Origin of the sequence: Bradyrhizobium symbiodeficiens (assembly GCF_002266465.3) — a bacterium.
GTDB classification, from domain to species: Bacteria; Pseudomonadota; Alphaproteobacteria; order Rhizobiales; family Xanthobacteraceae; genus Bradyrhizobium; species Bradyrhizobium symbiodeficiens.
On the sequence record NZ_CP029427.2, the window covers coordinates 1,902,294 to 1,928,930 of the forward strand.

General features: G+C 65.4%; 22 protein-coding genes. 12 read left to right on the forward strand and 10 right to left on the reverse strand.

Going from position 1 to position 26,637, the window contains the following annotated elements:
• Window positions 1-137: 137 nt before the first annotated feature.
• Entirely contained in the window at window positions 138-1,415 is a 1,278-nt protein-coding gene (locus CIT39_RS08705; protein WP_094975709.1) for a flavin-dependent oxidoreductase, read from the reverse strand.
• Window positions 1,416-1,542: 127 nt separating this feature from the next.
• On the opposite strand from CIT39_RS08705, the gene CIT39_RS08710 reads away from it, so the two are divergent.
• Window positions 1,543-2,163: a glutathione S-transferase family protein gene (locus CIT39_RS08710; protein WP_094975708.1), complete on the forward strand. Its 621-nt coding sequence runs from the start codon at window positions 1,543-1,545 to the stop codon at window positions 2,161-2,163.
• Window positions 2,164-2,261: 98 nt separating this feature from the next.
• Here CIT39_RS08710 and CIT39_RS08715 read toward each other — a convergent pair whose 3' ends face one another.
• Window positions 2,262-3,185, reverse strand: a complete 924-nt coding sequence (locus CIT39_RS08715; RefSeq protein ID WP_094975707.1) for a LysR family transcriptional regulator — start codon at window positions 3,183-3,185, stop codon at window positions 2,262-2,264.
• Window positions 3,186-3,276: 91 nt separating this feature from the next.
• Between CIT39_RS08715 and CIT39_RS08720 the strand changes: the two genes are divergently transcribed.
• The 5 genes from CIT39_RS08720 (at window position 3,277) to CIT39_RS08740 (ending at window position 9,432) form a co-directional block, all read left to right on the forward strand.
• A complete protein-coding gene (locus CIT39_RS08720; protein ID WP_162308417.1) occupies window positions 3,277-3,720 on the forward strand; it encodes a nuclear transport factor 2 family protein in 444 nt (147 codons plus the stop codon).
• Window positions 3,721-3,779: 59 nt separating this feature from the next.
• The gene (locus CIT39_RS08725) at window positions 3,780-3,941 is read left to right on the forward strand and encodes a YjiS-like domain-containing protein (protein WP_244607547.1); all 162 of its coding nucleotides are present in this window, start codon (window positions 3,780-3,782) and stop codon (window positions 3,939-3,941) included.
• A 142-nt stretch (window positions 3,942-4,083) separates the two neighbouring features.
• Entirely contained in the window at window positions 4,084-4,632 is a 549-nt protein-coding gene (locus CIT39_RS08730; protein ID WP_334273151.1) for a biliverdin-producing heme oxygenase, read from the forward strand.
• Window positions 4,629-7,175 carry an HWE histidine kinase domain-containing protein gene (locus tag CIT39_RS08735; RefSeq protein ID WP_094975704.1) on the forward strand — a complete coding sequence of 849 codons (2,547 nt, stop codon included), beginning with the start codon at window positions 4,629-4,631 and terminating at the stop codon, window positions 7,173-7,175. Before CIT39_RS08730 ends, CIT39_RS08735 begins: the two co-directional genes overlap by 4 nt.
• 247 nt (window positions 7,176-7,422) lie before the next feature.
• The gene (locus CIT39_RS08740) at window positions 7,423-9,432 is read left to right on the forward strand and encodes a methyl-accepting chemotaxis protein (RefSeq protein ID WP_162308418.1); all 2,010 of its coding nucleotides are present in this window, start codon (window positions 7,423-7,425) and stop codon (window positions 9,430-9,432) included.
• A 58-nt stretch (window positions 9,433-9,490) separates the two neighbouring features.
• Here CIT39_RS08740 and CIT39_RS08745 read toward each other — a convergent pair whose 3' ends face one another.
• A complete protein-coding gene (locus CIT39_RS08745) occupies window positions 9,491-10,177 on the reverse strand; it encodes a glutathione S-transferase family protein (RefSeq protein ID WP_094975702.1) in 687 nt (228 codons plus the stop codon).
• A 257-nt stretch (window positions 10,178-10,434) separates the two neighbouring features.
• On the reverse strand, window positions 10,435-11,565 hold the full coding sequence (locus CIT39_RS08750) for a site-specific DNA-methyltransferase (RefSeq protein WP_094975701.1): 1,131 nt from the start codon (window positions 11,563-11,565) through the stop codon (window positions 10,435-10,437).
• 416 nt (window positions 11,566-11,981) lie between these two features.
• On the opposite strand from CIT39_RS08750, the gene ypfJ reads away from it, so the two are divergent.
• On the forward strand, window positions 11,982-12,914 hold the full coding sequence (gene ypfJ / locus CIT39_RS08755) for a KPN_02809 family neutral zinc metallopeptidase (protein WP_094975700.1): 933 nt from the start codon (window positions 11,982-11,984) through the stop codon (window positions 12,912-12,914).
• Window positions 12,915-12,990: 76 nt separating this feature from the next.
• On the forward strand, window positions 12,991-13,554 hold the full coding sequence (gene moaB, locus CIT39_RS08760) for a molybdenum cofactor biosynthesis protein B (RefSeq protein ID WP_094975699.1): 564 nt from the start codon (window positions 12,991-12,993) through the stop codon (window positions 13,552-13,554).
• A 177-nt stretch (window positions 13,555-13,731) separates the two neighbouring features.
• On the opposite strand, the gene CIT39_RS08765 is transcribed toward moaB, so the two are convergent.
• Window positions 13,732-14,691, reverse strand: coding sequence for a bifunctional helix-turn-helix transcriptional regulator/GNAT family N-acetyltransferase (locus tag CIT39_RS08765; RefSeq protein WP_094975698.1), 960 nt, complete (start codon window positions 14,689-14,691; stop codon window positions 13,732-13,734).
• A 63-nt stretch (window positions 14,692-14,754) separates the two neighbouring features.
• Window positions 14,755-15,330 carry a glycosyltransferase family protein gene (locus CIT39_RS08770; protein ID WP_094975697.1) on the reverse strand — a complete coding sequence of 192 codons (576 nt, stop codon included), beginning with the start codon at window positions 15,328-15,330 and terminating at the stop codon, window positions 14,755-14,757.
• Window positions 15,331-15,650: 320 nt separating this feature from the next.
• Between CIT39_RS08770 and CIT39_RS08775 the strand changes: the two genes are divergently transcribed.
• A complete protein-coding gene (locus CIT39_RS08775; protein WP_094975696.1) occupies window positions 15,651-16,490 on the forward strand; it encodes an RMD1 family protein in 840 nt (279 codons plus the stop codon).
• Here CIT39_RS08775 and CIT39_RS08780 read toward each other — a convergent pair.
• The 4 genes from CIT39_RS08780 to CIT39_RS08795 form a co-directional block, all read right to left on the reverse strand.
• Window positions 16,476-18,101, reverse strand: coding sequence for a PEP/pyruvate-binding domain-containing protein (locus CIT39_RS08780; protein ID WP_094975695.1), 1,626 nt, complete (start codon window positions 18,099-18,101; stop codon window positions 16,476-16,478). The genes CIT39_RS08775 and CIT39_RS08780 overlap by 15 nt on opposite strands.
• Window positions 18,102-18,111: 10 nt before the next feature.
• The gene (locus CIT39_RS08785) at window positions 18,112-20,040 is read right to left on the reverse strand and encodes a hypothetical protein (RefSeq protein ID WP_094975694.1); all 1,929 of its coding nucleotides are present in this window, start codon (window positions 20,038-20,040) and stop codon (window positions 18,112-18,114) included.
• Window positions 20,041-20,122: 82 nt separating this feature from the next.
• Window positions 20,123-21,319, reverse strand: coding sequence for an acetate/propionate family kinase (locus tag CIT39_RS08790; protein WP_094975693.1), 1,197 nt, complete (start codon window positions 21,317-21,319; stop codon window positions 20,123-20,125).
• Window positions 21,320-21,323: 4 nt separating this feature from the next.
• Window positions 21,324-23,711 (reverse strand): phosphoketolase family protein, encoded by a 2,388-nt coding sequence (locus CIT39_RS08795; protein ID WP_162308419.1) that lies wholly within the window; start codon window positions 23,709-23,711, stop codon window positions 21,324-21,326.
• Window positions 23,712-23,922: 211 nt separating this feature from the next.
• Here CIT39_RS08795 and CIT39_RS08800 point away from each other — a divergent pair, with 211 nt between their 5' ends.
• From CIT39_RS08800 to CIT39_RS08810, 3 genes are all read left to right on the forward strand, one after another.
• Window positions 23,923-25,089 carry a PA0069 family radical SAM protein gene (locus CIT39_RS08800; protein ID WP_094975692.1) on the forward strand — a complete coding sequence of 389 codons (1,167 nt, stop codon included), beginning with the start codon at window positions 23,923-23,925 and terminating at the stop codon, window positions 25,087-25,089.
• Between the two features lie 22 nt (window positions 25,090-25,111).
• Window positions 25,112-25,567, forward strand: coding sequence for a VOC family protein (locus tag CIT39_RS08805; RefSeq protein ID WP_094975691.1), 456 nt, complete (start codon window positions 25,112-25,114; stop codon window positions 25,565-25,567).
• A 72-nt stretch (window positions 25,568-25,639) separates the two neighbouring features.
• A complete protein-coding gene (locus tag CIT39_RS08810; RefSeq protein WP_094975870.1) occupies window positions 25,640-26,491 on the forward strand; it encodes a ribonuclease HII in 852 nt (283 codons plus the stop codon).
• The last annotated feature ends 146 nt before the right edge of the window (window positions 26,492-26,637 follow it).

Genomic DNA, 26,637 nt, shown 5'->3' on the forward strand with positions numbered 1-26,637 from the left:
GCTTCAGCGAGCTCAAATGCAAGTGGTTTGCTCGCGGAGAGAACCCTCGCCCAATTGTGTCTGTGTCCACCAGAGGGTCTGCCCTCTCCCACAAGCGGCTAGGGCACCTCATTTGCATCTCGTCCTGACTGCAGGGCTCACACCCCCGCGCGCGCGTCCTTGCTCACGATCGGCGGCTTGGCATTCAGCGCTTCGACCTGAAATCCCGCGACGCGCTTGTAGTTCGCTGCGATGTCTTCCAGCTCCTTTTGCGACAGCACATCGGTGACGACCTTGTAACCGTCGGGCGCGCGCTCCTCGACCAGCTGCATCACCTGCTCGGGGCCGTTCTTGCGGTTCAGCAGGACGAGGTCGGTGGTCGCGGGCCGGCGCTCGGCCTCATAGGCGAGCAGCGCGGCTGGCGTCGGGCCATGCGCGAGAATCTCGCGGGTGATGGTGCGGGCATCGAGGATCGCCTGCGAGGCACCGTTCGAGCCGATCGGGTACATCGGGTGCGCGGCATCGCCCATCAGCGTGACCTTGCCGAAGGTCCATCGTGGGATCGGATCGCGGTCGACCAGCGGATATTCATAGGCGTGCGGGCAGTTCCGGATGAGGCCGGGGACGTCGAGCCAGTCGAATTGCCAGCTCTCGAACCAGGGCAGGAACTCTTCCAGCCGTGCGGTGCGGTTATAGTCCTCGCGCCGCCACTGATAGGTCGGCGGCATATGGCGTTCGGCAACCCAGTTGATCAGATGGTTGCCCGCCGCGTCCGGCGCCTTGCTGATGGGATAGCAGACGAATTTCAGGATCTCATGGCCGGCCATGATCATGGTGCGGCCGGTCAGGAAGGCCTTGGACGGCGTGACGCCGCGCCAGAGGATGCGGCCGTTCCAGATCGGCGGACCTTCGCCCGGGTACAGCTTTTCGCGCACGGCGGAATGGATGCCGTCGGCGGCGATCAGGATCGCGCCGTCGTAAGTGCCGGCGGCCTTGCCGGTCGCCTTGTCGATGAAGTCGGCGCGCACGCCGTTCGCGGTTTCGGTCCAACCGGTCAGGTGATGGCTGGTCAGGATGTTGCCTCGCCCGAGCCGTTCGACCGCGGTGTCCAGCAGGATCTGCTGGAGGGTGCCGCGATGGATCGAGAATTGCGGCCATTTGTAGCCGGCCTCAAGGCCGCGCGGCTCGCTCCAGATCGGCTTGCCGTGCTTGGAGAAATAGGCGAGCTCGCGCGTCCGCACGCCGCTGGCATCGAGCTTGTCCAGCAGCCCGAGCTCGATCAGCTCGCGGACCGCATGCGGCAGCACGTTGATGCCGACGCCGAGCGGCTTCAGTTCCGCGACGCTCTCGAACACTTTCACGGGAACGCCGATTCCGTGCAGGCTGAGCGCAAGCGCCAAGCCGCCGATGCCGCCACCGGCGATGAGTACCGTCATGACAAAATCCCCCCTCGATTGAAGGCGTCTTCGCACAGCCGGGCGGCCGTGGGCAACTGCGAAGACGTCCCCTATGGACGGCGCGGCTGAGGGCCGTTAACGTCCGATTTTCCCCATGAGGTCCGACATGCTCAAGCTCTACTACGCGACCGGCACCTGCGCGCTCGCCACCTACATCACCCTGGAGGAGGCCGGCGCCGACTACACGGCCGAGCGGCTGAGCTTCAAGGACAACCAGCAGAACAGCCCGGATTATCTCAAGATCAACCCGAAGGGCCGCGTGCCGGCGCTGGTGACGGATCGGGGCGTCCTCACCGAGACGCCGGCGATGCTGGCTTACGTCGCCCAGACTTTCCCGAAGGCGAAGCTCGCGCCGCTCGACGATCCCTTCGATTTCGCCCAGGTGCAGTCCCTCAACTCGTATCTGTGCTCGACCGTGCACATCAACCATGCCCACAAGATGCGCGGTGCGCGGTGGGCGGCGCAGGAGAGTTCGTTCGCAGACATGAAGGCGATGGTGCCGAAGACCATGGCGGCCTGCTTTGCCCTGATGGAGCAGAAGATGTTCAGGGGACCCTGGGCGATGGGCGAGCAGTACACGATCTGCGATCCCTATCTCTACACGCTCTCCACCTGGCTCGAAGGCGACAGCGTCGACATCAACGCCACGCCGAAGATTGCCGACCATTTCAAGCGCATGTCGGATCGTCCCGCGGTGGCGAAGGTGATGGCCGCGCAGAAGGCGTGAGAGGGCGGCTCTTGTAGGGTGGGCAAAGGCGCAAAGCGCCGTGCCCACGATCTTTTTTCCGGCGGCGACAGGTGGTGGGCACGCTCCGCTTCGCCCACCTACGAGAGCTTGCGCTTAACCTTCTCCAATTCCTGCCCTGTCTCCAGCATCAGCCGCCGCAGCCAGATCGAGCCCGGGTCCATCTGGGCGCGGGTTGGATAGAACATGAACTGCGCGTCGATCCCGGGGTCGAGCGGCGGCGTCACCGTGACCAAGCCGAGCTGCTTCGACAGCGCTGCGATCAGCCGGCGCGGCACGAAGGCGACGAGGTCGGTGCGGGCGGCGACGTGCACCGCTTCGAGATAGCCCGGCACGACCAGCGAAATGTGCCGCTCGATGCCCTTGCTGCGCAGCCAGGTGTCGATCAAATCCTCGGGCTGGCCACGAATGATCACGCCGACATGGCGCGCGGCCAGGAAGGTTTCGCGCCGCTTCAGCTTCGCAACCATCGGATGGCCGCGCCGCACCGCAAGCGCGTCGCTGTCGGTGTAGAGCAACTGGCGGTGAAAGCCTTTGAAGGCGTTGCCGATCGAGATCACCAGATCGATCGTGCGTGCGAATTCGGCGTGGAAAATCGCAGGACCCCGCCATGGCACGACGTCGATGCGGACATTGGGCGCTAGCCGCGTCACCTTCTCCATCAAGGGCGGCATCAGCAGCTCGACCGCGAGATCCGGCATCATCAGGCGGAATTGCCGCTCGCTGCGCGCGGCATCGAATTCCTCGGGCACGAACAGCCCGCGTACCTGATCGAGCGCCTGTGCCAGCGGCGCGCGCAGCGCCTGTGCCCGCGGGGTCAGCTCCATGTGCGCACCGGTGCGCACCAGCAGCGGGTCGCCAAAGATGTTGCGCAGGCGCTGGAGCGCGTGGCTCGCGGCCGGCTGTGACAGACCCATTCTCAGGGCGGCGCGGCTGACATTGGCCTCGCGCAGCAGCGCGTCGAGTGCGGTCAGCAGGTTCAGGTCAAGCGAATTCAAATTCATGAGGCGAATAGATATCATATTCGCTATTGATTTGAAGAATGATCATTTTCCCGCGATGATCTCCGTGTTGCCACCAAACGGAGATGCCGCAATGAGCGCGAGCGCCAACAAGAAACTGATGCAGGACATTTTTGCCGCGGCTGCCGATCCGGATCCGGCCGCGCGCGACCGCGCCCTCTTTACCTCAAGCCTTGCCGACGACGCCCGATGGGTCGTGACCGGTCAGTATTCCTGGTCGAGGACCTTTTCGGGCAAGCAGTCGATCCTCAACGATCTGCACGCCTATGTGCGCACCCGCCTGGTCGACCGCACCCGGACTGTCGCCCACCGCTTCATCGCCGATGGCGACGTCGTCGTGGTGGAAGCCAAGGGCGACAACGTCACGCCGGAGGGCGTCCGCTACGACAACGACTACTGTCTGGTGTTTCGTCTCGAGGGCGGCAAGATCAAGGAGATTCGGGAATACTGCGACTCGATCCTGACTGAGAAGGCACTTGGGCCCTTTCCGCAGACACCCGTGAGGGCAGCGCGCTGACCGGATTGAACCGCGTCGCGTCCGCCGGGCGGTCCTGTTCGTCACAGCCGGCGATGGTCATGCGGGCCTGGCGGACGCTCGTGGACATCGTGCGGGTCCGGCGGGAGCGGTCCCGCGCCCGGTTTCAGCTCGCAGCCATGACCGAACGGGAGCTGCTGGACTGCGGCATGACCAGGTCCGAGATCGAGTACGAGTTGAGGAAGCCCCGTCGGCAGCGGTAGGGCGCCGCCGCCGTTTTCCCGGCACCGGGTGGGAACCTTTGGCTTTCCCCCGGCGTTTCGTCCGTTCCGGGGCAATCGCGCCCTTGGCATCGCGCGCGTTGGGAAATCTATGCTGGCTGGGGCTTCGGACGTTTCGACACATGTGGGCCTTAGCTTCCCCGGACTCCGCGAAAAACTAAGAGACGCCACTGCGGTTGCGCACCGGGACCTCGATGCGCAGCTGACGTCGTTGGATCTCGCCACCTTGTCCGGCTACCGTCGTTTTCTGCAAGCCAGTGCGGGCGCGCTTTTGCCGCTCGAGGCGGCGCTCGTCGAGGCCGGCGTTGCCAGAATGTTTCAGGATTGGCCGGAGCGGTCGCGCAGCGCTGCAATTGCGGCTGATCTCGGCCGGCTTGGGAGCGCCGCGCAATCCACGGTGTCGGTGCTGCCCCTGACACGAAGCGGCGTGCTCGGCACGATGTATGTGCTGGAGGGCTCCCGGCTCGGCGCCAAATTCCTGCTCAAGGCGGTCGCTGACGCTGCAGATCCGCGCATCGGTGAGGCCACGGACTATCTCAGCCATGGTGCGGGCCAGCGGCTCTGGCAGAGCTTCCTGGCGAAGCTTGGAGCCGAAGACGCCTGCGACGACGAAGCGATCGCGGCGGCAGGCGCGGCCTTCGCCGCTTTCGAGCAGGCGGCGGACCGCGCATGAGCGAGGCGGTCAATCTCACCAATTGCGATCGCGAGCCGATCCACATTCCCGGCAGCGTGCAGCCGTTCGGTTTCATGCTCACTGTCCTCTCGGATTTCACGATCTGCATGGCCTCCGACAATGTCGGCAGCTTCCTCGGAAGCGACGTGGCCGATCTGCTCCAGCAGCCATTGTCGAGCGTCATCTCCGAAGCTGCCGTCGAGACCATCCGCCGGCACGTCGACCATTTGAGCGGGCCGGATGCGACCGAGCGCCTGTTCGGCGTCGAGCTCCTGACCGGCAAGCCGCTTTACGATCTTTCGATCCATTTCTCCGGGGTCTATCTCGTCATCGAGGCAGAGCCCAGTGTCCACGAGCCCGGCGTCAGTTCCGGTGAGCTCGTCCGCCTGATGCTCGAGCGCATCCGCAAGACGCGCGGCATCAGTGAGCTTGCCCGCGAAGCCGCGCGCCAGCTCAAGGTGCTCTCCGGCTTCGACCGGGTCATGGTCTATCAGTTTCACCCGGACGGGTCGGGCGAGGTCATCGCCGAGACCGCGGAAGCCGGGCTCGAATCCTTCCTCGGCCTGCATTATCCGGCGTCCGACATTCCACGGCAGGCCCGGATCCTCTATCAGCGCAACTGGCTGCGCATCATCGCCGACATCGGCGCCAAGCCCGCTGCGCTGGTCTCCACGCCCACGCACAATGCCGGTCTGCTCGATCTCTCGATGAGCGTGCTGCGATCGGTCTCGCCGATCCACATTGAATATCTGCGAAACATGGGCGTCGCCGCGTCGATGTCGGTGTCGATCCTGCGCGACGGCAAGTTGTGGGGCCTGTTCGCATGCCATCATTACTCGCCGCGTTACATCTCGTTCGAGAAGCGCACCGCGGCCGAGCTGTTCGGACAGATGTTCTCCTGGATCGTCGAGGGACGCGAGCGCGAGGGTGATGTCGCCTATGAGGCGCGAGCTCACCAGGTTCAGGAGCGCTTGATCGAGATCGCGGCCTCACACGAGCACAGCCGGCGCGCGGTCGTCGACTTTCTCAGCGATTACCGCAAGATGATCGCGTGCGACGGCGTCGCGATCTGGTCCGACAACAAGATATCGCTCGAGGGAGACACGCCCACCGAAGACGAGGTGAAGGATCTCGTCGCCTTCATCAACCGGACCTCGCCGGGCCGGATCTTTGCCAGCGCCGAGATCGCCAAGGTCTATGCCGCCGGGCAGGCTTTTCGCGACCGCGCGGCGGGTTTTCTCGCCATTCCCATCTCACGGACACCGCGCGACTGCCTGGTCTTCTGCCGGCGCGAGGTCACGCGTTTCGTGAACTGGGCCGGCGCTCCCGACAAGGTCTACGACGAAGGCCCGAACGGGCCGCGCCTGACGCCGCGCAAGAGCTTCGAGCTCTGGCAGGAGACGGTGGCGGGGCAATCGAAACCGTGGTCGTCTGCCGACATCCGCATCGCCGAGAGCCTGCGCGTCACGCTGCTGGAGGTGATCCTGCAATTGTCCGACCTCGCCGCGCGCGAGCGCCGCGGCGCGCAGGAGCGGCAGGAGCTGATGATCGCCGAGCTCAATCACCGCGTCCGTAACATCCTGAGCCTGGTCCGCGCGCTGGTGGCGCAAAGCAAGGACACGGCGACGAGCGTGGAGGAGTTTGCGAGCGTCCTTGGCGGTCGTATCCAGGCCCTGGCCCGCGCCCACGACCAGATCACCAACCTGAACTGGGCGCCGGTGGCGCTGCGGACCCTGCTCGAATCCGAGGCCGGCGCCTATCTCGGAGCGCGTGCAGGCCGGGTGAAGATGGGTGGGCCGGACGTCGCGCTCGATCCCAAGGCGTTCTCCACGCTGGCTCTCGTCGTCCACGAAATGATGACCAATTCCGCCAAATATGGCGCGCTCGCCGATTCCACCGGCCGTGTCGAGGTGATCTGGCGCCTCGATCCCTCGTCCAGTCTCGTGATCGAATGGAAGGAAAGCGGCGGGCCACCGGTGCAGCCGCCGTCGCGGCGCGGCTTCGGCACCACGATCATCGAGCGCTCAGTGCCGTTCGATCTCAAGGGCGATGCGGAAATCCGCTTCGACCTTCTGGGCGTCCAGGCGACGTTCGTCATTCCCGCCAATTTCGTCGAGCTGATGCCGGCGATAGCAGGAGCCGCCATGCGGCTTGAGGAACAGCAGTCCGACCGTCCGCGGATCTCCGAGACCGCGTTGATCGTCGAGGACAATCTGATCATCGCAATGGCGGCGGAGGTCATTCTGCTCGATCTCGGCGCGCGCCACGTCGACACCGCCGCGACGGTCGACCAGGCGCTGCGTTCGATCGAGCGCACCCGACCGAACTTCGCCATGCTCGATCTCAATCTCGGCAGCGAGAGCAGCATCAAGGTGGCGCAGAAGCTGAAGGAGATTGGCGTGCCCTTCATCTTCGCAACCGGCTATGGCGAGCGTGCGCCGATCCCGGAACAGCTGGCCGACGCGCCGGTCGTTCAGAAGCCCTACACGCTGGAAGTGGTCGAGCACGCGCTCGGTAAATTGCAGCAGGCCGGTGCCCTATGAAGGTTGCGTGTCACGCTATGCATGCGGCTGCGGATCCCTGCATGACCTCGCATAGCTGCCGATAAAATCAGCAGCATTTGTACCCGGCCGATTCGACTCGCGCGAAAAATTTGAAGGTTCAATTAAGGAGTGTCCTCCATTGTGCCGCGGTGCAGCGTGGGTCGCAACGATGCGACGCGCGGCTGCCGGGGTGGCTGGTAACGTGACCGGCCGCTCGAAGTGAAATGCATCTTGGTGGACAGTGGGAATGCCGAAGTTTCGTTTGCGGATCAGGGGACGCCTGTACGCAGGCTTCATGGCCTTGGTGGTGGTTGGTCTCGTGATGGCGGTGGTTGCCGTCTGGAATTTGCGGGCGGTGCAGGAGCAGGTTGCAAGACAATCCGCGCTCTCGGACAGCACGGCGCGGGTGTTGGAGATTTCGACCCATCTTCAGGCGATCCAGCGCGCCAATCTGCGATACGTCTACGATGCCGACGAATCCGCGATGAAAGAGGCGCTGGAGCGGGAGAACGCCGCAACCGAGCTGTTGCGAGTCGGTGCGAAGGGAACGGCCTCCGAGGAGCGGCGAGCGCTCTATAGCGGTCTCATCGACGACATCGCCAAGATGCGACGCTTGCGTGACAATCTCGGCGACGCCGTCAACGAGGCGCGAACAGGCAAGGCGACCCTGCTGCCGAGCGGTGAGGAACTGGCCGTCAAGATGGGCAAGCTGGTCGATGCGGCGCGCGCAGCCGTCGACGAAGATACCGCGGCCCTCGTCGCCGACCTCGAATCCAGGACCCTCCTCGTTCGGGTGGCAAACTGGCGCTTCCTGGCGCTGCGCGACGCGCAGGGGCCGGCGAATTTTAGGGCGAGCGTAGACAGGGCGGCGCAACGGCTCGCGGCTCTCGAAAAGAGCCCGCAGGCGACGGAATTGCGATCCACGCTCGCGCCGGTGAAGACCTCGCTCGGAATCTACAAATCCGCGTTCGAGTCGACCTCCGCCGCGATGCTCCAGGCGGACGAAATCTACCACAAGGACCTCGCGCCCCTCATCGTCGGCAGCATCGGCAGGCTCAAGGCCGCGGAAACGACCCTGAAGAAGGACTATCAGGGCTCGCGCAGTGAAGCCGAAGCCGTGATCGCCGGCACGACGACCATTCAGGAGGTCGCCGGCGGCCTCGCCATCCTGTTCGGCGGCATCGTCGCTTTCCTGATCGCCCGCAGCATCGTCGGTCCTCTGACCTCGATGACGCGCGCGATGGGGCTGATTGCCGGCGGCAATCTCGCGGTCGAGATCCCCGGTCGCGGCAAGGCTGACGAGATCGGCGACATGGCCAAGGCGATCCAGGTGTTCAAGGACAACATGATCGACACCGAACGCATGCGCGCCGAGCAATCCGAGCTCGAGGCGCGGCAGGCCGAGAGCCGCAAGAAGGACATGGCCAGGCTGGCCGACCAGTTCGAGCAGGCGGTCGGCGAGATCGTGAACACGGTGTCGTCGGCATCGAACGAGCTCGAAGCCTCCGCCGGCACTCTCACCACGACCGCCTCGCGGGCGCAGGATTTGTCGACTGAGGTCGCCAGCGCCTCGCAGGAGGCTTCGGCCAATGTGCAGGCGGTCGCCTCGGCGACCGAGGAGCTCTCCTCCTCGGTGTCGGAGATCGCCCGCCAGGTGCAGGAATCCGCCCGTATCGCGGTCGAGGCCGTCGGTCAGGCGAGCAGAACCAATGACCGCGTCGGCGCGCTCTCCAAGGCCGCCGCGCGGATTGGCGACGTGGTCGAACTGATCAGCACGATCGCCGGCCAGACCAACCTGCTGGCCCTGAACGCCACCATCGAGGCGGCGCGCGCGGGCGATGCAGGCCGCGGCTTTGCCGTGGTCGCCTCCGAGGTCAAGGCGCTCGCCGAGCAGACCGCGAAGGCCACCGGTGAGATCGCCCAGCAGGTTTCCGGCATCCAGGCCGCGACGGCAGAATCGGTCGGGTCCATCAAGGAGATCAGCGGCACCATCGAGCGGCTATCGGAGATTTCGTCGACGGTCGCGGCCGCCGTGGAGCAGCAGGGCGCGGCGACGCAGGAGATTTCCCGCAACGTCCAGCAGGCGGCCCATGGCACGCAGAGGGTATCGTCCAACATCGGCGACGTGCAGCGCGGCGCCTCCGAAACCGGATCGGCCTCATCGCAGGTGTTGTCGGCAGCGCGCTCGCTGTCGGCCGACAGCAACCGGCTGAAGCAGGAAGTGACCAAGTTCCTGAATTCGGTCCACGCCGCCTGAGTCTCAAACGCAAAAGGCCACGCGCATGCGCGTGGCCTCGAAGACCGGCGCGGTCCGATCAGGCGACCTTGGTCGCCATGTGCTTGAACATGTTGGCGCGCGCCTCGTCGTCCATCTCCGCCTTGAAGCTGAACTTGTCCTTCAGCGCGATCGCACGCGCCGCCGCCGGGCGCGCCGAGATCTCGTCGACCAGCCGCTTCACGTTCGGGTAGCGCGCGAAGGCGTCGTCGCCGAGCTTGAACGGCAGCATCCGCGCCCAGCCCCACAGCGCCATGTCGACGATCGAATAGCTGTCGCCGACCATGTAGCTGCGGCCTTCGAGATGAGCGTCGAGAATCCTGTAGTGGCGATCGGTCTCGTACTGGTAGCGGTTATGGGCGTAGTCGTGGTTCTGGTCCTTCGGAGCAAAGTGCTTGAAGTGCACCGCCTGACCCGAATAGGGCCCGACGCCGGTGGCGATGAACATCAGCCAGGACAGCGTCTCGCCGCGCACGCTGGTGGCGGGCAGGAACTTGCCCGTCTTCTCGGCGAGATAGAGCAGGATGGCGTTCGAGTCGAACACGATGGTGCCATTGTCGTCGATCGCCGGCACCTTGCCGTTCGGATTGACCTTCAGATAGTCGGGCGTGAACTGCTCGCCCTTGCGGGTGTCGACCTTCACGGGCTCGAAGGGCAGGCCAGCCTCTTCCAGGAAAAGCGCGACCTTGGTCGGGTTCGGCGAGCCGTTGAAATAGAATTTGAGCATCGATCTCCCCAGTGTTTGTTACGAGGTGCGAGTACAGCGCGGTTGCCGCATTGCCTCTCTTGCCTGAACCCGTCGGGAGAGCAACCGGCGAGTTTGCCGGGCGGCACCTGCGCGCTGCGCAGATCAGCCGGTGTAACAAAGGCCGATCGCCGCCGTAAGGACCATCACCGCGCCGACGGCTTCCAGGCGCGACGTCCTCGGGAGAGATGCTGGGGCTCGGCGCTTCGCGCCTTTGCCCCCCGACGAGAGCGGCCCGATTAGCCCGCCGCCATGCCGGCGCGGATTTCGGCGCGGAGTTCGTCGATCAGCTTGAGGCCCTTCTTGGTCTCGACGTGCCAGAAGGTCCAGCCGTTGCAGGCCTGCGCGCCCTGCGCCACCGCGCCGATGCGGTGGATCGAGCCGACCTTGTCGCCGAACGTGATGGCGCCATCGGCACGGACCAGCGCGCCGAGCTTCTTCTTGGCGTCGAACAGCTTCGTGCCGGGCATGATCATGCCGCGCTCGATCAGTTCGGAGAACGCGACCCGCGGCGCTTCGCGCGCGGTCATGAACGGGGCGAGGCTCGCCTCCGGCAACGGCTCGACCGCGGCGATGCGCGCTTCGGCCGCCTTGGCATAGGTCTTGTCGCGTTCGAAGCCGATATAGGAGCGACCGAGGCGCTTGGCGACAGCGCCGGTGGTGCCGGTGCCGTTGAAGGGATCGATCACGAGGTCGCCGGGCTTCGACGAGGACAGCAGCACGCGCGCGAGCAGGCCTTCCGGCTTCTGTGTCGGATGCACCTTCTTGCCGTCGGCGCCCTTGAGGCGCTCCTCGCCGGTGCAGAGCGGGATCAGCCAGTCGGACCGTGCCTGCACGTCCTCGTTGGCGGCCTTCAGCGCTTCGTAATTGAACGTGTAGCCCTTGGCCTTCTCGTCGCGCGCGGCCCAGATCATCGTCTCGTGCGCGTTGGTGAAGCGGCGGCCGCGGAAATTCGGCATCGGGTTCGACTTGCGCCAGACGATGTCGTTCAGGAGCCAGAAGCCGAGATCCTGCATGATCGCGCCGACGCGGAAGATGTTGTGATAGGAGCCGATCACCCAGATCGTCGCCGACGGCTTCATCGCGCGGCGCGCGGCCAGCAGCCAGGCGCGGGTGAAATCGTCATAGGCGGAGAATGAATCGAACTTGTCCCAGTCGTCGTCGACGGCGTCGACGTGGGATTCGTCGGGGCGCTTGAGATCGCCCTTGAGCTGGAGATTGTAGGGCGGATCGGCGAACACGAGGTCGACCGAACCAGCCTGAAGCTTCGACATCTCGGCGACGCAATCGCCGAGAATGATGCGATGCGATGCGGACTCGAAATTTGTGCGGGGCGCCCTTGCAGACGCCCCGCGACGCGACTCTACCATGACTCAAGAACTCTGACTCAGGCGACGCTGTCGGCGACGCGGGACCAAACAACCGACTGACCGTTACATTGAAGCGGCAAAGTAAAAATCGACTTAACCCGCTGCTTTCGTGAGCAGGCCTCGCATCGCGTTCTGCGTGCATGCCGTCGCGCGCAATCGCTGCATTTTACGGGGGATTCTGCGTTTGCGTGGGTCGCTGAAGCAATCATGGCTTCAAAAAGGCCGGAAATTTCTCTCGGAAAAAATTGCTGGATGCCAGGAAAATATTGCTGGCATCGACAGGCTGCCGCACTAGGCAATTTTTGCCGGCCACGATATTGATAAAGGCGACGGAAATTTTACCTGTGTGGCGCGTTGAGCTTTCGCGCCGTTACGCCCGACGAACTTGAACCAGGGACCCCGAGGGGAAGGCCGCCATGCGTTACGATGACTTCCGCCGCAGCGACGACATCGAGGATCGTCGCGACGAAGGCGGCGGCGGCGGTGGCGGAGGCGGGTTTGGCCTGCCGATGGGCGGCGGCGGGCTCGGCATCGGCACCATCATCGTGCTCGGCCTTGTCGGCTATGCGTTCGGCATCGATCCGCGCATCCTGATCGGCGGCGCCGAGATTCTCACCGGCGGCGGCCAGGCGCCTTCCTACCAGACCGATCGCCAGTCGACCTCCGCCAAGCGCGGCGCGCCGACCGACGAGATGGGTAGCATGATCGCCGGCATCCTCGGCGAGATCGACGACCGCTGGAGCGAGATCTTCCAGGCCAGCGGCCAGAACTATACCGGTCCGAAGGTCGTGCTGTTCCGCAACGTCACCAATGGCGGCCGCTGCGGCCGGGCAGAGTCGGCGATGGGGCCGTTCTATTGTCCGCCGGATCGCACCATCTTTCTTGACACCTCGTTCTTCCGCGAGGTCGAGACGCGCTTCCGCGGTTGCTCCGGCAAGTCCGCCTGCAATTTCACCACCGCCTACATCATCGCCCATGAAGCCGGTCATCACATCCAGAACCTGCTCGGCATCATTCCGCGCGTGACGCGGCTGCAGAAGCAGGCCGGCTCGAAGGCGGAGGCCAACGCGCTCCAGGTCAAGGTCGAATTGCAGGCCGACTGCCTGTCCGGCGTCTGGGTCAACCGCGAGGCGAAGAAGCGTCCGAACTTCCTCGAGCCCGGCGACATCGATGCCGCGCTGACCACGGCAAGCGCGATCGGCGACGACACGCTGCAGCGCCAGTCCACGGGACGCGTCGTGCCTGACTCCTTCACCCACGGCTCGGCCGCGCAGCGCAAGCAGTGGTTCATGACCGGCTACCAGCAGGGCACGGTCCAGGCCTGCAATACGTTTGGTGGCGGGCAGTAGCGGCGAAGGTTTCTGCCCCGGACGCAGCGCACCGCTGACGCGCTGCATCGCGTCCGGGACACATGAGGAAGCACCAATGGCCTCCATCGACGAAGTAAAACAGTTCGTCCCCCTCAACATCGCGGTGCTAACTGTGTCCGACACACGCGCGCTCGCGGATGACAAGTCCGGGCAGACGCTCGCCGACCGCCTCACCGCGGCCGGTCATCATCTCGCCGCGCGCGAGATCGTCACCGACGATGTCGAGGCGATCCGCGCCATTGTTCGGCGCTGGATCGCGGATGCCGGAATCGACGTCGTCATCACCACCGGCGGCACCGGTTTTACGGGACGCGACGTCACACCCGAGGCGATCGAGCCGCTGTTCGAAAAGCGCATGGACGGTTTCTCGATCGCCTTCCACATTCTGAGCCACGCCAAGATCGGGACCTCGACGATCCAGAGCCGCGCCACCGCCGGCGTCGCGGGCGCGACCTATATCTTCTGCCTGCCAGGCTCCCCCGGTGCCTGCCGCGACGGCTGGGACGGCATCCTGGCGGCTCAACTCGACTATCGCACGGGGCCCTGCAATTTCGTCGAGATCATGCCGCGGCTGGATGAGCATCTGCGAAGGCCGAAGGCGCAAGGCGCGACGGTGTGATTGCTTTCTCCCTTCTCCACTTGTGGGAGAAGGTGGCGCGAAGGGCCGGATGAGGGTATCTCTTGGCACGGAATGCGCCGAGAGATACCCCTCACCCAAGCGAGTTCGTGTCCGCCGGCGTTGCTGCCTCTCCCACAACGTACGACGGCGCAGTCATGCGCATCTCGCCCGCGGTGATCAGAGATCGCGCTCCCAGGTCTCTCCGACCAAATCCTGCCCGAAGCTGCGATGCGGCTCGGTGGCGACGAGCTTGAAGCCTGCACTCTGATAGATGCCGCGAGCGGCAAGCAGGATACTTTGCGTCCACAGCGTCATCCTGCTGTAGCCCCGCTCACGAGCGCCCTGGATGCATTGCTCGACCAGCGCGCGGCCGACGCCGAGACCCCGCGCTTTCTTCTCCACCTGCAACAGGCGGAGCTTGGCGATCTCGTCGGTGGCCTTGACCAGGAAGATCGAGCCGACCGGCTCGCCACCCACTTCCGCGATCCAGCAGTGCTCGCGTGCGGCGTCGTAATTCTTGATGAATTGAGCGCAGATCTCGGCGACCAGCGCCTCGTAGCTGATGTCCCAATGGTAGTCCGCGGCATAGGCGGCGGCCTGCTTGGAGATGACCCAGCCCATGTCGCCGACGCGATGGCTGCGCAGCATGACAGCCGCGGGCTGGGTTCGACGTCGCTCCAGCACGGCCTCGATGGTCGCCATCGCCTGCGTCAGCCGCGTTGCATCCTCGGCCGAAAGCTGCGCCAGCATCGCGGCGACCTCGCTTTGCGAGCTCAGGTTCAGCTTGGCGTAGGCCTGACGGCCCTTGGCAGTGAGGCTGAGCTGGTATTGCCTGCGATCTGCGGGCAGAGGCTTTCGCGTGATCAGCCCCTTTTCCTCGAAACTTTGCACGATGCGGCTGAGATAACCGGGGTCGAGGCCAAGCTCGTTTCCGATCTCCTTTGCCGCCAGCTCGTCGCGATGCGCGAGTTCGTAGAGCACGCGGGCCTCGCTGAGCGAAAACGGGCTCTTTCCAAGATGCTGGTCGAGCACGCCGAGCTTGCGAGTATAAAAGCGGTTGAAGGCGCGGACCGCTGCGATGCGATCGTCGGCAACCTGTTCGGTCGCAATGGCTGATGGGGAAGGGCTTGATGGCATGAGGGCACCTCGATATTTGCCATTGTCAATTAATTGCTTGACTTTGGCAAGTATGAGATGGCTTCAGGCGACCATGACGATCCGGCTGCGCAGCATGGTCCGGGACGAGCGGCCGAGCCGCCGGAGCAGCCGTGCCTCGGAGCGGCGGGCCTGCGGCGGGTATCCGCCGATGCGATCGTAATGATCACGCGCAATCAAAAGGCCCTGATCGCCGAGGGGCCCGATCAACCCGCGCACCACGGCCCGGAGGATGTCGCGCAATCCAGTATCGGCGTAAGGCGAGCGCGCATAGCGGAACACGGCGGCACGGTCCCGTCCGCTGCTCGCGACGACCTGGATGAACTGGGTGGTTTCCTCGATCCAGCCGGTTTCCAGCACCGCGCCCGCAGGCAGGAACATCAGCCAGGGCGAGCGCGCCTGGAGCGCGCCGGCCGCGAGCGCGGCACCTTGTGAGGATCCCTCGAAGCCGACGAAACGGCAGCCTGCGACGTCGGCAACCCGCTCGATGACGCCGTTGCGGGTGCCGTCGACCAGGAGCACCTCCCGGATGATTCCGGCGGCGGCCCCCGGGACCAGCGCGGCCAATGTCGCCACCGCGGTCTGCTCGACGCCTTCGGTCGGAATGATGACGCTCAGCATGATTGAGGCTTCAATGTCCGCACTTCGGGAGAAGCGTAGCTTATGATGATGTTGTCATAAACACGTGGCGTTGCCGAGTGCAACTTTCCGGCGGCGCTTCGGCGTGCGATGGTAAACCGCAGTCAGTCATCTCAGCCAAATGTGTCATGCGAAGGTTGGCGATGTTGCCGAATGTTTCGGCACAAGCTCGTCCCGAGAGTATTAACCCGGAGTTTCACGGCGACATTGTGCGGCGCGGGGTTGGCTCCTGCAGGAGGGCGCGCCTTGCAAGAAAGGTTCGAACGGCAAATGTGTGACTTTGGTGCCGGCGGAGGCTTCCCATGAATTCCGATCAACTCGCTGTCGGCACGGCGTCGGCGTCGCCGAAGCCGGAGGCTGCGCCGACCTTGCGGATCCGCGCGCTGATGCTGGGCGACCGCATCAACGCCTCCGGCCTCGAGATCGGCACGCTGGTCTCGTCGTCGCCCGCCGCCTTCCGCGTCCATGCCGGTCTTGCCGTGGTCTTCCGCTACGGCGTCGTGGTGCTGATCGGGCTGCTTCCGTCCAAGGAGAAGGTGCTGATCGATGGCCTGAAGCCGCGGGTGGTCGGCGAGCTCAGCCCGTATGAGGAGGAGATCGCGCAGGCACAGCTGTGCAAGGACGAAACCGCCGAGGTGATCCAGCCGGGCGGGCCGATCTGCCTCGCCAAATTCTCCGACGATCGGCTGCTGATCGTTGCGGATGCGCTCGCCAAGAGCACCTCGCTTGCCCGTGACGAGCGCCGCGTCGCCGCGGTCTTCGATGTGATCGAGCCGTTTGCGCGGGAGCTTGCCGAGCACGGCCGTACGCCGCGCCGTCGCAAGGGCATCCTGCAACTGATCGGCAACGCACTGCTGGTACAGCAGCGCGTCGCCGGCCGCGTCGCGATCGCCGAGAAACCCGACGTGCTCTGGGAGAAGCCCGAGCTCGACCGGCTCTATTCCCGTCTGGAAGACGAGTACGAACTGAAGGAGCGCCTCGACACGCTCGAGCGCAAGCTCACCGCGGTGTCGGAGACCGCCAACGCGCTCGCCGACATCATCGACACCCAGCGCTCGCTCCGCCTGGAGATCGCGGTCGTCGTGCTGATCGTGATCGAGGTCGCGATCGGGTGTTTTCAGATCTTATCAGGGACTCACTGAGCCGCTTGCCGCGCGCGGGCGGCGCTTGTGCAGGTCGGACCGCGAATGCCACGCGGCGATCTCGGCAAGCTCGGCCTCGGGCCGCGTCTCGACCGTCTCGCAGCGTCCGAGATGAAGCTCTCCGGCATCGCCGTCGATCGTGACCCATTCGTCCTCGCACAGCAGGGCACCGGCGAGCTGAGCCCGCCCCGCGACGGGATCGATCTTCAATTCGCGGCAGCCCACCACGCAAGGCTTGCCCATCTGGCGCGCCACCAGCGCTGCATGCGAGGTCCGCGCGCCGACCGCCGTGACGATGCCCGCCGCCAGCGCAAAGCCTGCGACATCGGCAGTGCTGGTATCGGGACGCAGCAGGATGACCGGCTCGCCCGCTGCCGATAGCCGCTGGGCGCTTTCGGAATCGAACGCCGCGCGTCCGATGCCGATGCCGCCGGAGGCTCCGACGCCGGCGGTTGCGGGCTTGCCGGGAGAAACCAGCCTGGTCTCCGTGAGCCCGGCGAGATCGATGTCCTCGATGCGCCTCAGGGCCTCGTCCTCCGCGATCAGACCTTCATGCACGAGGTCAATCGCGATCCTCACCGCGGCGCGCGGGGTGCGCTTGGCGGCCCGGGTCTGGAGGATCCAGAGCTTGCCGTCCTCGACGGTAAATTCGACGTCCTGGACGTCGGTGAACTCGCGCTCGAGCTGCTTCAGAATGTCGGCAAGCTCGGCTTCGGTTCGCGGCAATGCGCGCGCGATCGCGTCGGCCGTATCAGGCGCGCGGCGGCCGGACACGACGTCCTCGCCCTGCGCATCGAGCACGAGATCGATCATCGGGCGTGGTGCTCCCGTCGAAGGATCGCGCGAGAAGGCGACGCCGGCGCCGGAGGCCAGCCCGCCATTGCCGAACACCATCGCCTGTACCGTGACCGCGGTGCCCTGGAGTTCTTCCAGCTGCTGGAGCTTCCGGTAGGTCTGGGCTCGCTCGCTCATCCAGGACCGGTAGACGGCCTGTGCTGCCGCCTCGAGCTGGCCGTCCGCATCGTCGAGCCAGCCATCGGCGCGATCCTCGACCAGCACCTGTTCGTCGCCGGCAAGCCGCTCCAGCGCCTCGCTGTCGAGCTCGCGATCGCTGTCGGCGCCTTCGGCTCCGACCAGTTCGGCGATGCGGACGGCGAATGCGTCGGCGTCCAATCCGAGCACGGTTTCGCCGAAACTCTCCAGGAAGCGGCGCCGGCAGTCCCAGGCGAGCCTTGGCCGGCCGGTCGCTCTAATCAGGCCGTGCACGGCATCCGGCGTGCAGCCGACATTGAGGACGGTGTCGAGCATGCCCGGCATCGATCGGGCGGCACCCGAGCGGACCGAGACCAGCAGCGGCTGCCGTCGGTCGCCGAAGCGCTTGCCGGTCGCGTCTTCCAGGAACGCAATTCCTTCCTTGAGCCCGTCGCGCAGACGATGTTCGGCGTGGGCGTGGCGGGAGATGATGTCCGCACACAGCTTGACCGGCAGCACGAAAGCGGGCGGCACCGGCAGGCCCAGCGCGGCCATCCGGGCGAGGTTCGCGGCCTTGGCGCCGATCTCTTCGGCGGAATGCAACGCCGTCGCGCCGGCGCCGATACGCACGATATGCATGGTGATTCCCCTAAGCTGCGAGATCGATCATGATGTGACGGCGCAACAGGTGCCCAAAGCCTGCGAAACGATCGGTGGCGCGCTCGATCGCACGTGCGAGCTCGAGTACCGAGAGCGAGGTCGCGACGTCGAAGCCGCCGCCGAACACCAGGGCGGTCGTCGCACGCTCCAGGCTGTCTGCGGCATGTTCGGCATCGATCAGCCGGGTCACCGCGGACAGCGCATCCTCGGAATCCGCGCGCCGTCCTTCCGGCACGTCGGTCGCTGCGGCGATCCCGCTGGCCGCGACCTCGGTCGCGGTCATCGCGACCGCGCAGAGTTCAGCGAGCGCGGTCAGCAGCGACGGGTCCGTCCGATCCGGCATGAGGGAGGCAATGAAGGCCGCCTGTTCCAGCTCGTCGACGGCTTCCTCGGCCCGATCGATCAATTGCCCGATCGTCGGCCGGGCGTTGAGCCGGTCGATCTCCTTGCGGGTTTCGAGCGCGATGCGATCCGCCTTCTGCTCGATCGCGCCGCAGCGTCGCGCCAGCAGCGTCGGATCGGCAGGCCGGCCGACCCGAAGCGCGTCAATATGACGAGAGATCGCCGCGACAACATCATGGGCCAATCCGATCTGGCGCAGCACGGCGGCAAGCAGGGCGCCATCGACGCGCTCCAGGTGTCGCACCAGGTCGGCCTCGATTTGGTCGCGCACCGTCCTGACCGAGCGCCCGGTGAGCAGCGCTGCGGTCGAGGCGCGCAGCGCCGCCTTGAGGAAATCGATTGCTGCGGTACGGCCCAGCGCCTGGTCGAGCCGTTCGCCGAAGCCGATCCGTGCGGGGGCGGCATTGCGGACGGCGGACCCCAGCAACTCGTTGCCGCCGAGCTCGAGGAAGCCGCGATGTCCGATCCGGTGACGCGCCGCCCATTCCAGGATCCTGGCCGCGTCGTCCTTGGCGACCCAGGTACGCAACAGCTTGCGCGCCTTGTTCCAGTCGATCAGGAACACCAGTGCGCCGCCCACGGCCGTGAGGAATTCGTTGCGATCGGCGGCATGAGAGGCCTGGAACTGCCCGGTGACGAGATAGAACGAGTTGTCGTCGCCAAGGCCTGCGGCGGTGTGACGGTCGAGCCCGCTCCAGGTCGCCTCGAATTTGTCGAACAGCGAGATGAAGAACTTGGCCCGCGCCAGGTGGACGTCGGTGTAGGTGACGGTGACCGCGTTCTTCTTGACCGCGATCACCACGACATGGGCATCGGTGGTGCCGATGTCATTCTGGATCAGCAACTTTCCTCCCGAGCGGGTCGCCATGGTGTCGAGGCCGGGATGGTTGAACTTCAGGCCGCGCGTCTCGTTGAGGCCCTTCATGAAGGCCTCGACCGCGCTGCGATCTTCGCCGTGCAGGCCGAACACATGGGCGCCGTCGAGCGTTTCCTCCGAGCAGCTCGACGCGAGCTTGTTCAGGGCCTTGTGCAGATCCATCACCAGGCGATGGAGACTGTCGCCGGCAGCCTCGGTGACGCCGGTGAGACGGGCAATGCGGGCGAGATCGATGTCGTTGGTCGCATCGAGCAGGCCCGCACTGCGCACGGCCGTCAGCCGCGCATTCGCCTTCTCCCCCTCCGAAGGCGCGCCGGCGCCGACGGCCCGGATCATGGCCGCGGCGTCGTCCTGGATTTCCTTCATCAGCTTGGCGAGGTTCGGGGCCGCGAGCCGCGACGGTCCGATCAGATGAGCGCCCCCGATCAGCGTTGCGATCGCCGCAGGCGCGATCCCGGCGGTGTGGCTCTCGACCGCAAGCTCGCTGACCGGACGATCCGGGTTCTGCGCATGGCTCACTGCTGCCTGCAGCGCGCTCATGCGCACCTTGATGCGGTCGTTGGCGGCAAGCCCTTCCGCCACCAAAGCGGGCAGAAGGATGCCGCCCTGTCCGAGCTCTTCGATGATCTGGGTTTTCATGATCCATCCGCACAGCGATTGATGCCGTCTGTATGCCGCGAAGTTGCGGCCGCCTCATTGCGGCAGATCATTCATAAAAATGTCATGCAGTAGGCTGCTTGCGCAGCAGCGCGGCGCTGTGGCGCGCGATGGTGATCTCTTCGTTGGTGGGAATGACGAAGACGTCGACCGCGCTGCCGCTTTGGTTGATGCGCTCGCGCGCTGCGTCGTTGGCCGCTGGATCGATGCGCACGCCGAGCCATGCGAGCCGCTCGCCGATCGCGCTGCGGATTTCCTTGCTGTGCTCGCCGATGCCGCCGGTGAACACGAGGCAGTCCAACCCTTGAAGGGAGTTCGACATCACGGCGATCTCCTGAGCCGCGCGGAAGGTGAAGAGATCGATCGCCTCGCCCGCAGCGGCCTCGCGGCTTGCGAGCAGCGTGCGCATATCGGACGAAAGCCCGGAGACGCCGAGCAGGCCGGACTCGTGATAGAGCAGGTGCTGCACCGCCTCGGCCGACATCTTCTCGTGCTGTTGCAGATAGAGCAGCACGCCGGGATCGATCGTGCCGCAGCGTGTGCCCATCACGAGGCCATCGAGCGGCGTCAGTCCCATCGTGGTGTCGACGCTGCGGCCGTTGCGCAGCGCGCACAGGCTCGCGCCATTGCCGAGATGAGCGATGACCGTGCGGCTGGCTGCGAGGTCCGGCGCGGTTCCGGCAAGGCGGCCCGCGACATATTCAAACGACAGCCCGTGGAAGCCGTAGCGCCGGAGGCCGCGTGCCTCGAAGCGCCGCGGGATGGCGAAGCGGCTCGCGGGCGGCGCGAGGCTGTGATGAAAGGCGGTATCGAAACAGGCGATCTGCGCCAGCGCGGGCTGGATCGCTCGGATGGTGCGGACCGGCGCGAGGCAGCGAGGCTGATGCAACGGCGCCAGCGGCGTCAGTGCCTCCAGCTTCGCGGTGATCTCTTCGGTCAGTGCGACCGGACCCGAGTAGTCCGGACCGCCATGAACGACGCGATGGCCGACGGCACGCAAGCAGCCCTTGCCGAATTGGTCCTCGATGAATCCGAGCACGTCGGCGAACAGGTGGCCACTGTCCGTATCCGACGCTTCTCTCTTCTTCTCGAACAGGACGTGGCCTCCGGTGCTTTTCACAGCGAGCCGGGGCTTGGCCTCGTGCTCGTCGAGCAGGCCGCTGCAGAGCAGGATGGGCTCGGCCGCCGAGATGTCGAACAGGCCGAACTTGATGCTCGACGATCCCGAATTGAGGACGAGAAGTGAGGCCGGGGCCGGCATGATGTCAGCCCGTCTTGCCCGGCCAGGCCCAGTCGCGGATCTCAGGCATGTCCTCGCCATGCTCGCGAATGTAGCGCGAATGTTCGATCAGCTTGTCGCGGAACTGTTGCTTCACAGCCGCGGCTTTGGTCGCAAGGCCCGGCACCCGTTCGATCGCTTCGATCGCGAGGTGATAGCGGTCGAGTTCGTTGAGCACGACCATGTCGAACGGAGTGGTCGTGGTGCCTTCTTCGATGAAGCCGCGCACGTGCAGGCCGGCATGGTTGGTGCGGTTGTAGGTCAGCCGGTGGATCAGATGGGGATAGCCGTGATAGGCGAACACCACCGGCTTGTCGCGCGTGAACAGGCTGTCGAAGTCGCGATCGGAAAGACCATGCGGGTGCTGCTCCTTCGGTTGCAGCGTCATGAGGTCGACGACGTTGACGATGCGAATCTTCAAATCGGGCAACGCCTTGCGCAGGAGGTCGACCGCGGCGAGCGTCTCAAGCGTCGGGACGTCGCCGGCGCAGGCCATCACCAGATCGGGCTCGCTGCTCGAATCCTCCGTGCCGGCCCAGGTCCAGATGCCGATGCCGGCATCGCAATGCGTTGCGGCCGCCTCCATTGAAAGCCATTGCGGCGCGGGCTGCTTGCCGGCAACGATTACGTTGACGCGGTCATAGGTGCGCAGGCAGTGATCGGCGATCCAGAGCAGCGTATTGGCGTCCGGCGGGAAATAGATACGGACGATATCGGCCTTCTTGTTGGCGACGAAGTCGACGAAGCCGGGATCCTGATGGCTGAAGCCGTTGTGGTCCTGCCGCCAGACATGCGAGGTCAGCAGATAGTTGAGCGAGGCGATCGGGCGCCGCCATGGCAGATGCCGTGTCACCTTCAGCCATTTGGCGTGCTGGTTGAACATGGAATCGACGATGTGGATGAAGGCCTCGTAGCACGAGAAGAAACCGTGGCGGCCGGTGAGCAGGTAGCCTTCGAGCCAGCCCTGGCAGAGATGCTCGCTCAGCACCTCCATGACGCGTCCCTTCTGGGCGAGGTGCACGTCATATGGCTCGATCGGTTCCATCCATACCCGCTCGGTTGCCTCGAACACCGCATCGAGTCGGTTTGACGCGGTCTCATCCGGGCCCATGATGCGGAAGTTGCGCTCGGCGGCGTTGAGGCGAATGACGTCGCGCAGGAACTTGCCGAGCTCGCGCGTCGCTTCACCCGTCGTGCCGCCGGGCCGCGGCACGTCCACCGCGAATGCCCGGAAGTCCGGCAGCTTCAGCTCCTTCTTCAATAGCCCGCCATTGGCGTGCGGATTTGCACCCATGCGGCGATTGCCCGCGGGCGCGAGCGCCTGAAGCTCGGGCATGAGCGCCCCGCTCGCGTCGAACAGCTTTTCGGGCTCGTAGCTGCGCATCCAGTCTTCGAGAATCTTCAGATGCGCCGGATTTTCGCGGCAGCCCGCCACCGGGACTTGATGCGCGCGCCAAAAGCCTTCGACCTTCTTGCCGTCGACCTCTTTCGGACCCGTCCAGCCCTTGGGGCTGCGCAGCACGATCATCGGCCAGCGCGGCCGCTCGACAGTCTTGCGGCCGTCGCGGGCATGCTGCTGGATCGAACGGATGCTGGCGAACGCGACGTCGAGCGCGTCCGCCATGGCCTGGTGCATCAATTTGGGATCGTCGCCCTCGACGAACAACGGCTCGTGGCCGAAGCCGTGGAACAGGTCACGGATCTCCTCGTCGCGCATCCGCCCGAGCACGGTGGGGTTGGCGATCTTGTAGCCGTTCAGGTGCAGGATCGGCAGCACCGCGCCGTCATGAGCGGGGTTGAGGAACTTGTTGGAGTGCCAGGACGCCGCGAGCGGGCCGGTCTCGGCCTCGCCGTCGCCGACCACGCAGGCGACGATCAGGTCGGGATTGTCGAACGCCGCGCCATAAGCATGCACCAGCGCGTAGCCGAGCTCGCCGCCCTCGTGGATCGAGCCCGGTGTTTCCGGTGCCGCATGGCTCGGAATGCCGCCGGGGAAGGAGAACTGCCTGAACAGCTTGCGCAATCCGTCCGTGTCGCGGGCAATGTTGGGATAGATCTCGCTGTAACTGCCTTCCAGATAGGTGTTGGCGACCATGCCCGGCCCGCCATGGCCGGGGCCGCAGACATAGAGCACGCTGAGATCGAGTGCACTGATGACACGGTTGAGATGGGCGTAGATGAAGTTCAGGCCGGGCGTCGTGCCCCAATGGCCGAGCAAACGCGGCTTGATGTGCTCGGGGCGCAAGGGCTCGCGCAGCAGCGGATTGTCGAGCAAATAGATTTGCCCGACGGAGAGGTAGTTCGCGGCGCGCCAGTAGCGATCGAGGAGGTCGAGGTTGCTGCTTGCCGCGGCCGATTGTTGTTGATTTGTCATGTTCCTGCTGACCTTCACCCCGGCGATCGTCACCAACATTGTTCCGCGACGATTGATCCCTGGCCGGCATCAAACGAGATCATTGCGACGGGCATGTTGCGTGAGGTCAAACCGCCGAGCCCGAAATTTGGGCGGCTACTGTGCATGGGGTTGTTTTCCCATTTTTTGTTTGTGTTCTTGATTTGTTCCGTTGTCGTGCTATCTTGGCTTCATGAGTCCAGCAGCATCCTTTCATGCTCTCAAGCACCCGCCGGTCAAGGCGCCCTCCGAGCCGGCGGGTGTGGACTCTGACTTTCCAGAACTTGGCGTCGCCATCGACCGCGCGCGCAGGCGAGGGCGGGGTGCGCAGTCCAACGCGAGCGGCCGCTATGAGGTCGAGGCCCGTGTCGCCTTCGACGACGGCTGGCAGAGCCTGGAAGAGCTGCCGCCGTTCAAGACCAACGTCGCGGTCGACACCTCGCGCAAGGTGATCACCCGCAACGAGAGCCCCGATATCGGCTTCGACCGTTCGATCAATCCCTATCGCGGCTGCGAGCACGGGTGTGTTTATTGCTTCGCGCGGCCGACCCACGCCTATCTTGGCCTGTCTCCGGGGCTCGACTTCGAGTCAAAACTGTTCGTCAAGCCCGAGGCGCCGGCGCTGCTGGAGAAAGAGCTCGCCGCGACCGGCTACGAGCCGCGGATGATCGCGATCGGCACCAACACCGACCCCTATCAGCCGATCGAGCGCGAGCGAAAGATCATGCGCGGCATTCTGGAGGTGCTGGAGCGTGCCGGCCATCCCGTCGGCATCGTCACCAAATCGGCGCTGGTGGTGCGCGACATCGACATTCTCGCGCGCATGGCCAAGCGCAACCTCGCCAAGGTCGCGATCTCGGTCACCTCGCTCGATCCGAAGCTGGCGCGCACCATGGAGCCGCGGGCCTCGACGCCGCCGAAGCGGCTGGAGGCGCTGAAGCAGCTCTCGGATGCCGGCATCCCGACCACCGTGATGGTCGCGCCCGTGATTCCCGCGCTGAACGATTCCGAGATCGAGCGCATCCTCGATGCCGCCGCTCATGCCGGCGTCAAGGAAGCCTCCTATGTGCTGCTGCGGCTGCCGCTGGAGGTGCGCGATCTGTTCCGCGAATGGCTGATGGCGAACTATCCGGACCGCTATCGCCACGTCTTCACGCTGATCCGCGAGATGCGCGGCGGGCGCGACTACGACGCGAAATGGGGCGAGCGGATGAAGGGCACCGGACCGATGGCCTGGACCATCGGCCGCCGCTTCGAGATCGCCTGCGAACGGCTTGGTCTCAACAAGCGGCGCTCCAAGCTGACCACGGATCATTTTGCCCGGCCGAAGCGGAACGGCGATCAGCTCAGCCTGTTCTGAACGGGAAGCGGGAGAGGCTCGCATGAGCAAGCCATTGCAGGACCCGGTGCCGCGGCTCACCGTCATCACGCTCGGCGTCAGCGATATCCGCGCCAGCATCGCGTTTTATGATGCCCTCGGCTTTTCGCGCCGGCTGAAGGCGACCGGCGAGGCGGTGGCGTTCTACGACACCGGCGGTCCGGTGCTCGCGCTGTATCCGTGGGATCAGCTTGCGGCCGACGCCCAGCTCCCGGACGATCCAAGGCCGGCGGCCTTCCGGGGTGTGACGCTCGCCTGGAACTGCGCCACGCGTGAAGAGGTGGATGCCGTGCTGGCCTTCGCCCTCAGCAAGGCGGCGAAACTGGTGAAGGCCGCGCACGAGACCGGTTACGGCGGTTATTCCGGTTATTTCGCCGACCCCGACGGCCATCCCTGGGAGGTCGTGGTCGCACCCGGTATCGAGGTCGGCAAGGATCGGCGGGTGCATCTGGCGGAGTAGGGCAGGCTGAATAGCGGGTATTGCGAAGGTTCCCGGTTGCGCCGGCCGGGCCGCTTGCGCACGATCCCGGCCATGATTCGGGACAAGTCCGCCAAGACACAGGCCAAAGACGCGCCAAACAAGGACGCTGCGAAGAAGGCAGCGCCCGCCAAGGCCGGCAAAGCGCCTGCGGCCAAGGTGGCCGGCAAGAGCGCGGGCAAGAAAGGCATCATCGCGATCGCTCCCCCAAGCTTCCGCCGCGAGCGCGCGCTGATCAAGCGCGGCGTCTGGCCGGTCGCCGGCTGCGACGAAGCCGGCCGCGGGCCGCTCGCCGGGCCCGTGGTGGCTGCGGCCGTGATTCTCGACCCCAACCGCATCCCGCGCGGCATCGACGATTCCAAGCGTCTGACCGCGGAGGAGCGCGAAAGACTGTTCGACAAAATCTGCGCCACGGCCCAGGTCTCGGTCGCCGTCGCGTCGCCCTCGCGAATCGACCGCGACAACATATTGCGGGCCTCATTATGGGCGCTGAAGCGCGCCGTGGTGGCTCTGCCGGAGGCGCCGAGGCACGTCTTCGTCGACGGCCGCGACCGGCTCGACACACCTTGCAACTGCGAAGCCGTGATCGGCGGCGACGGCATCGTGCTGTCGATCGCCGCGGCCTCCATCGTCGCCAAGGTGACGCGCGACCGCCTGATGTGCGCGCTGGCGCAGGACTGCCCCGGCTACGGCTTCGAGCAACACAAGGGCTATGGCGTCCCCGAGCACCTCGATGCGCTGAACCGCCTTGGCCCCACCGTCCACCACCGCCGCTTCTTTGCCCCGGTCGCGGCCGCGCGTGCCAAGCACATGCCGTGGACGGTCGAGCCGGTGCAGGATTTGTTTGGGGTCACCGAGGTCCAGGTGGAAGCCAGTGTCGAGGTTGACGCCGGGGCAAATCTCTAAGGATACCGTCGAATAGCTTTCGCATCGTCATGGCCGGGCTTGACCCGGCCATCCACGTCTTGCCCGTGACACGAAAGAACGTGGATGCCCGGGCCAAGCCCGGGCATGACGGGCAAACCGTCGTTGCCACGACGCGTGACGCCCCT

Coding starts and splice junctions, on each gene's coding strand:
- CIT39_RS08715 (WP_094975707.1), bottom strand. CDS start 3,185: ATGAATTTGAATTCGCTTGACCTGAACCTGCTGACCGCACTCGACGCG.
- CIT39_RS08740 (WP_162308418.1), top strand. CDS start 7,423: ATGCCGAAGTTTCGTTTGCGGATCAGGGGACGCCTGTACGCAGGCTTC.
- CIT39_RS08770 (WP_094975697.1), bottom strand. CDS start 15,330: ATGCTGAGCGTCATCATTCCGACCGAAGGCGTCGAGCAGACCGCGGTG.
- CIT39_RS08750 (WP_094975701.1), bottom strand. CDS start 11,565: ATGGTAGAGTCGCGTCGCGGGGCGTCTGCAAGGGCGCCCCGCACAAAT.
- CIT39_RS08705 (WP_094975709.1), bottom strand. CDS start 1,415: ATGACGGTACTCATCGCCGGTGGCGGCATCGGCGGCTTGGCGCTTGCG.
- CIT39_RS08795 (WP_162308419.1), bottom strand. CDS start 23,711: ATGACAAATCAACAACAATCGGCCGCGGCAAGCAGCAACCTCGACCTC.
- CIT39_RS08810 (WP_094975870.1), top strand. CDS start 25,640: ATGATTCGGGACAAGTCCGCCAAGACACAGGCCAAAGACGCGCCAAAC.
- CIT39_RS08785 (WP_094975694.1), bottom strand. CDS start 20,040: ATGAAAACCCAGATCATCGAAGAGCTCGGACAGGGCGGCATCCTTCTG.
- CIT39_RS08805 (WP_094975691.1), top strand. CDS start 25,112: ATGAGCAAGCCATTGCAGGACCCGGTGCCGCGGCTCACCGTCATCACG.
- CIT39_RS08720 (WP_162308417.1), top strand. CDS start 3,277: ATGAGCGCGAGCGCCAACAAGAAACTGATGCAGGACATTTTTGCCGCG.
- CIT39_RS08780 (WP_094975695.1), bottom strand. CDS start 18,101: ATGCATATCGTGCGTATCGGCGCCGGCGCGACGGCGTTGCATTCCGCC.
- CIT39_RS08745 (WP_094975702.1), bottom strand. CDS start 10,177: ATGCTCAAATTCTATTTCAACGGCTCGCCGAACCCGACCAAGGTCGCG.
- moaB (WP_094975699.1), top strand. CDS start 12,991: ATGGCCTCCATCGACGAAGTAAAACAGTTCGTCCCCCTCAACATCGCG.
- ypfJ (WP_094975700.1), top strand. CDS start 11,982: ATGCGTTACGATGACTTCCGCCGCAGCGACGACATCGAGGATCGTCGC.
- CIT39_RS08725 (WP_244607547.1), top strand. CDS start 3,780: ATGCGGGCCTGGCGGACGCTCGTGGACATCGTGCGGGTCCGGCGGGAG.
- CIT39_RS08775 (WP_094975696.1), top strand. CDS start 15,651: ATGAATTCCGATCAACTCGCTGTCGGCACGGCGTCGGCGTCGCCGAAG.
- CIT39_RS08800 (WP_094975692.1), top strand. CDS start 23,923: ATGAGTCCAGCAGCATCCTTTCATGCTCTCAAGCACCCGCCGGTCAAG.
- CIT39_RS08765 (WP_094975698.1), bottom strand. CDS start 14,691: ATGCCATCAAGCCCTTCCCCATCAGCCATTGCGACCGAACAGGTTGCC.
- CIT39_RS08710 (WP_094975708.1), top strand. CDS start 1,543: ATGCTCAAGCTCTACTACGCGACCGGCACCTGCGCGCTCGCCACCTAC.
- CIT39_RS08790 (WP_094975693.1), bottom strand. CDS start 21,319: ATGCCGGCCCCGGCCTCACTTCTCGTCCTCAATTCGGGATCGTCGAGC.
- CIT39_RS08735 (WP_094975704.1), top strand. CDS start 4,629: ATGAGCGAGGCGGTCAATCTCACCAATTGCGATCGCGAGCCGATCCAC.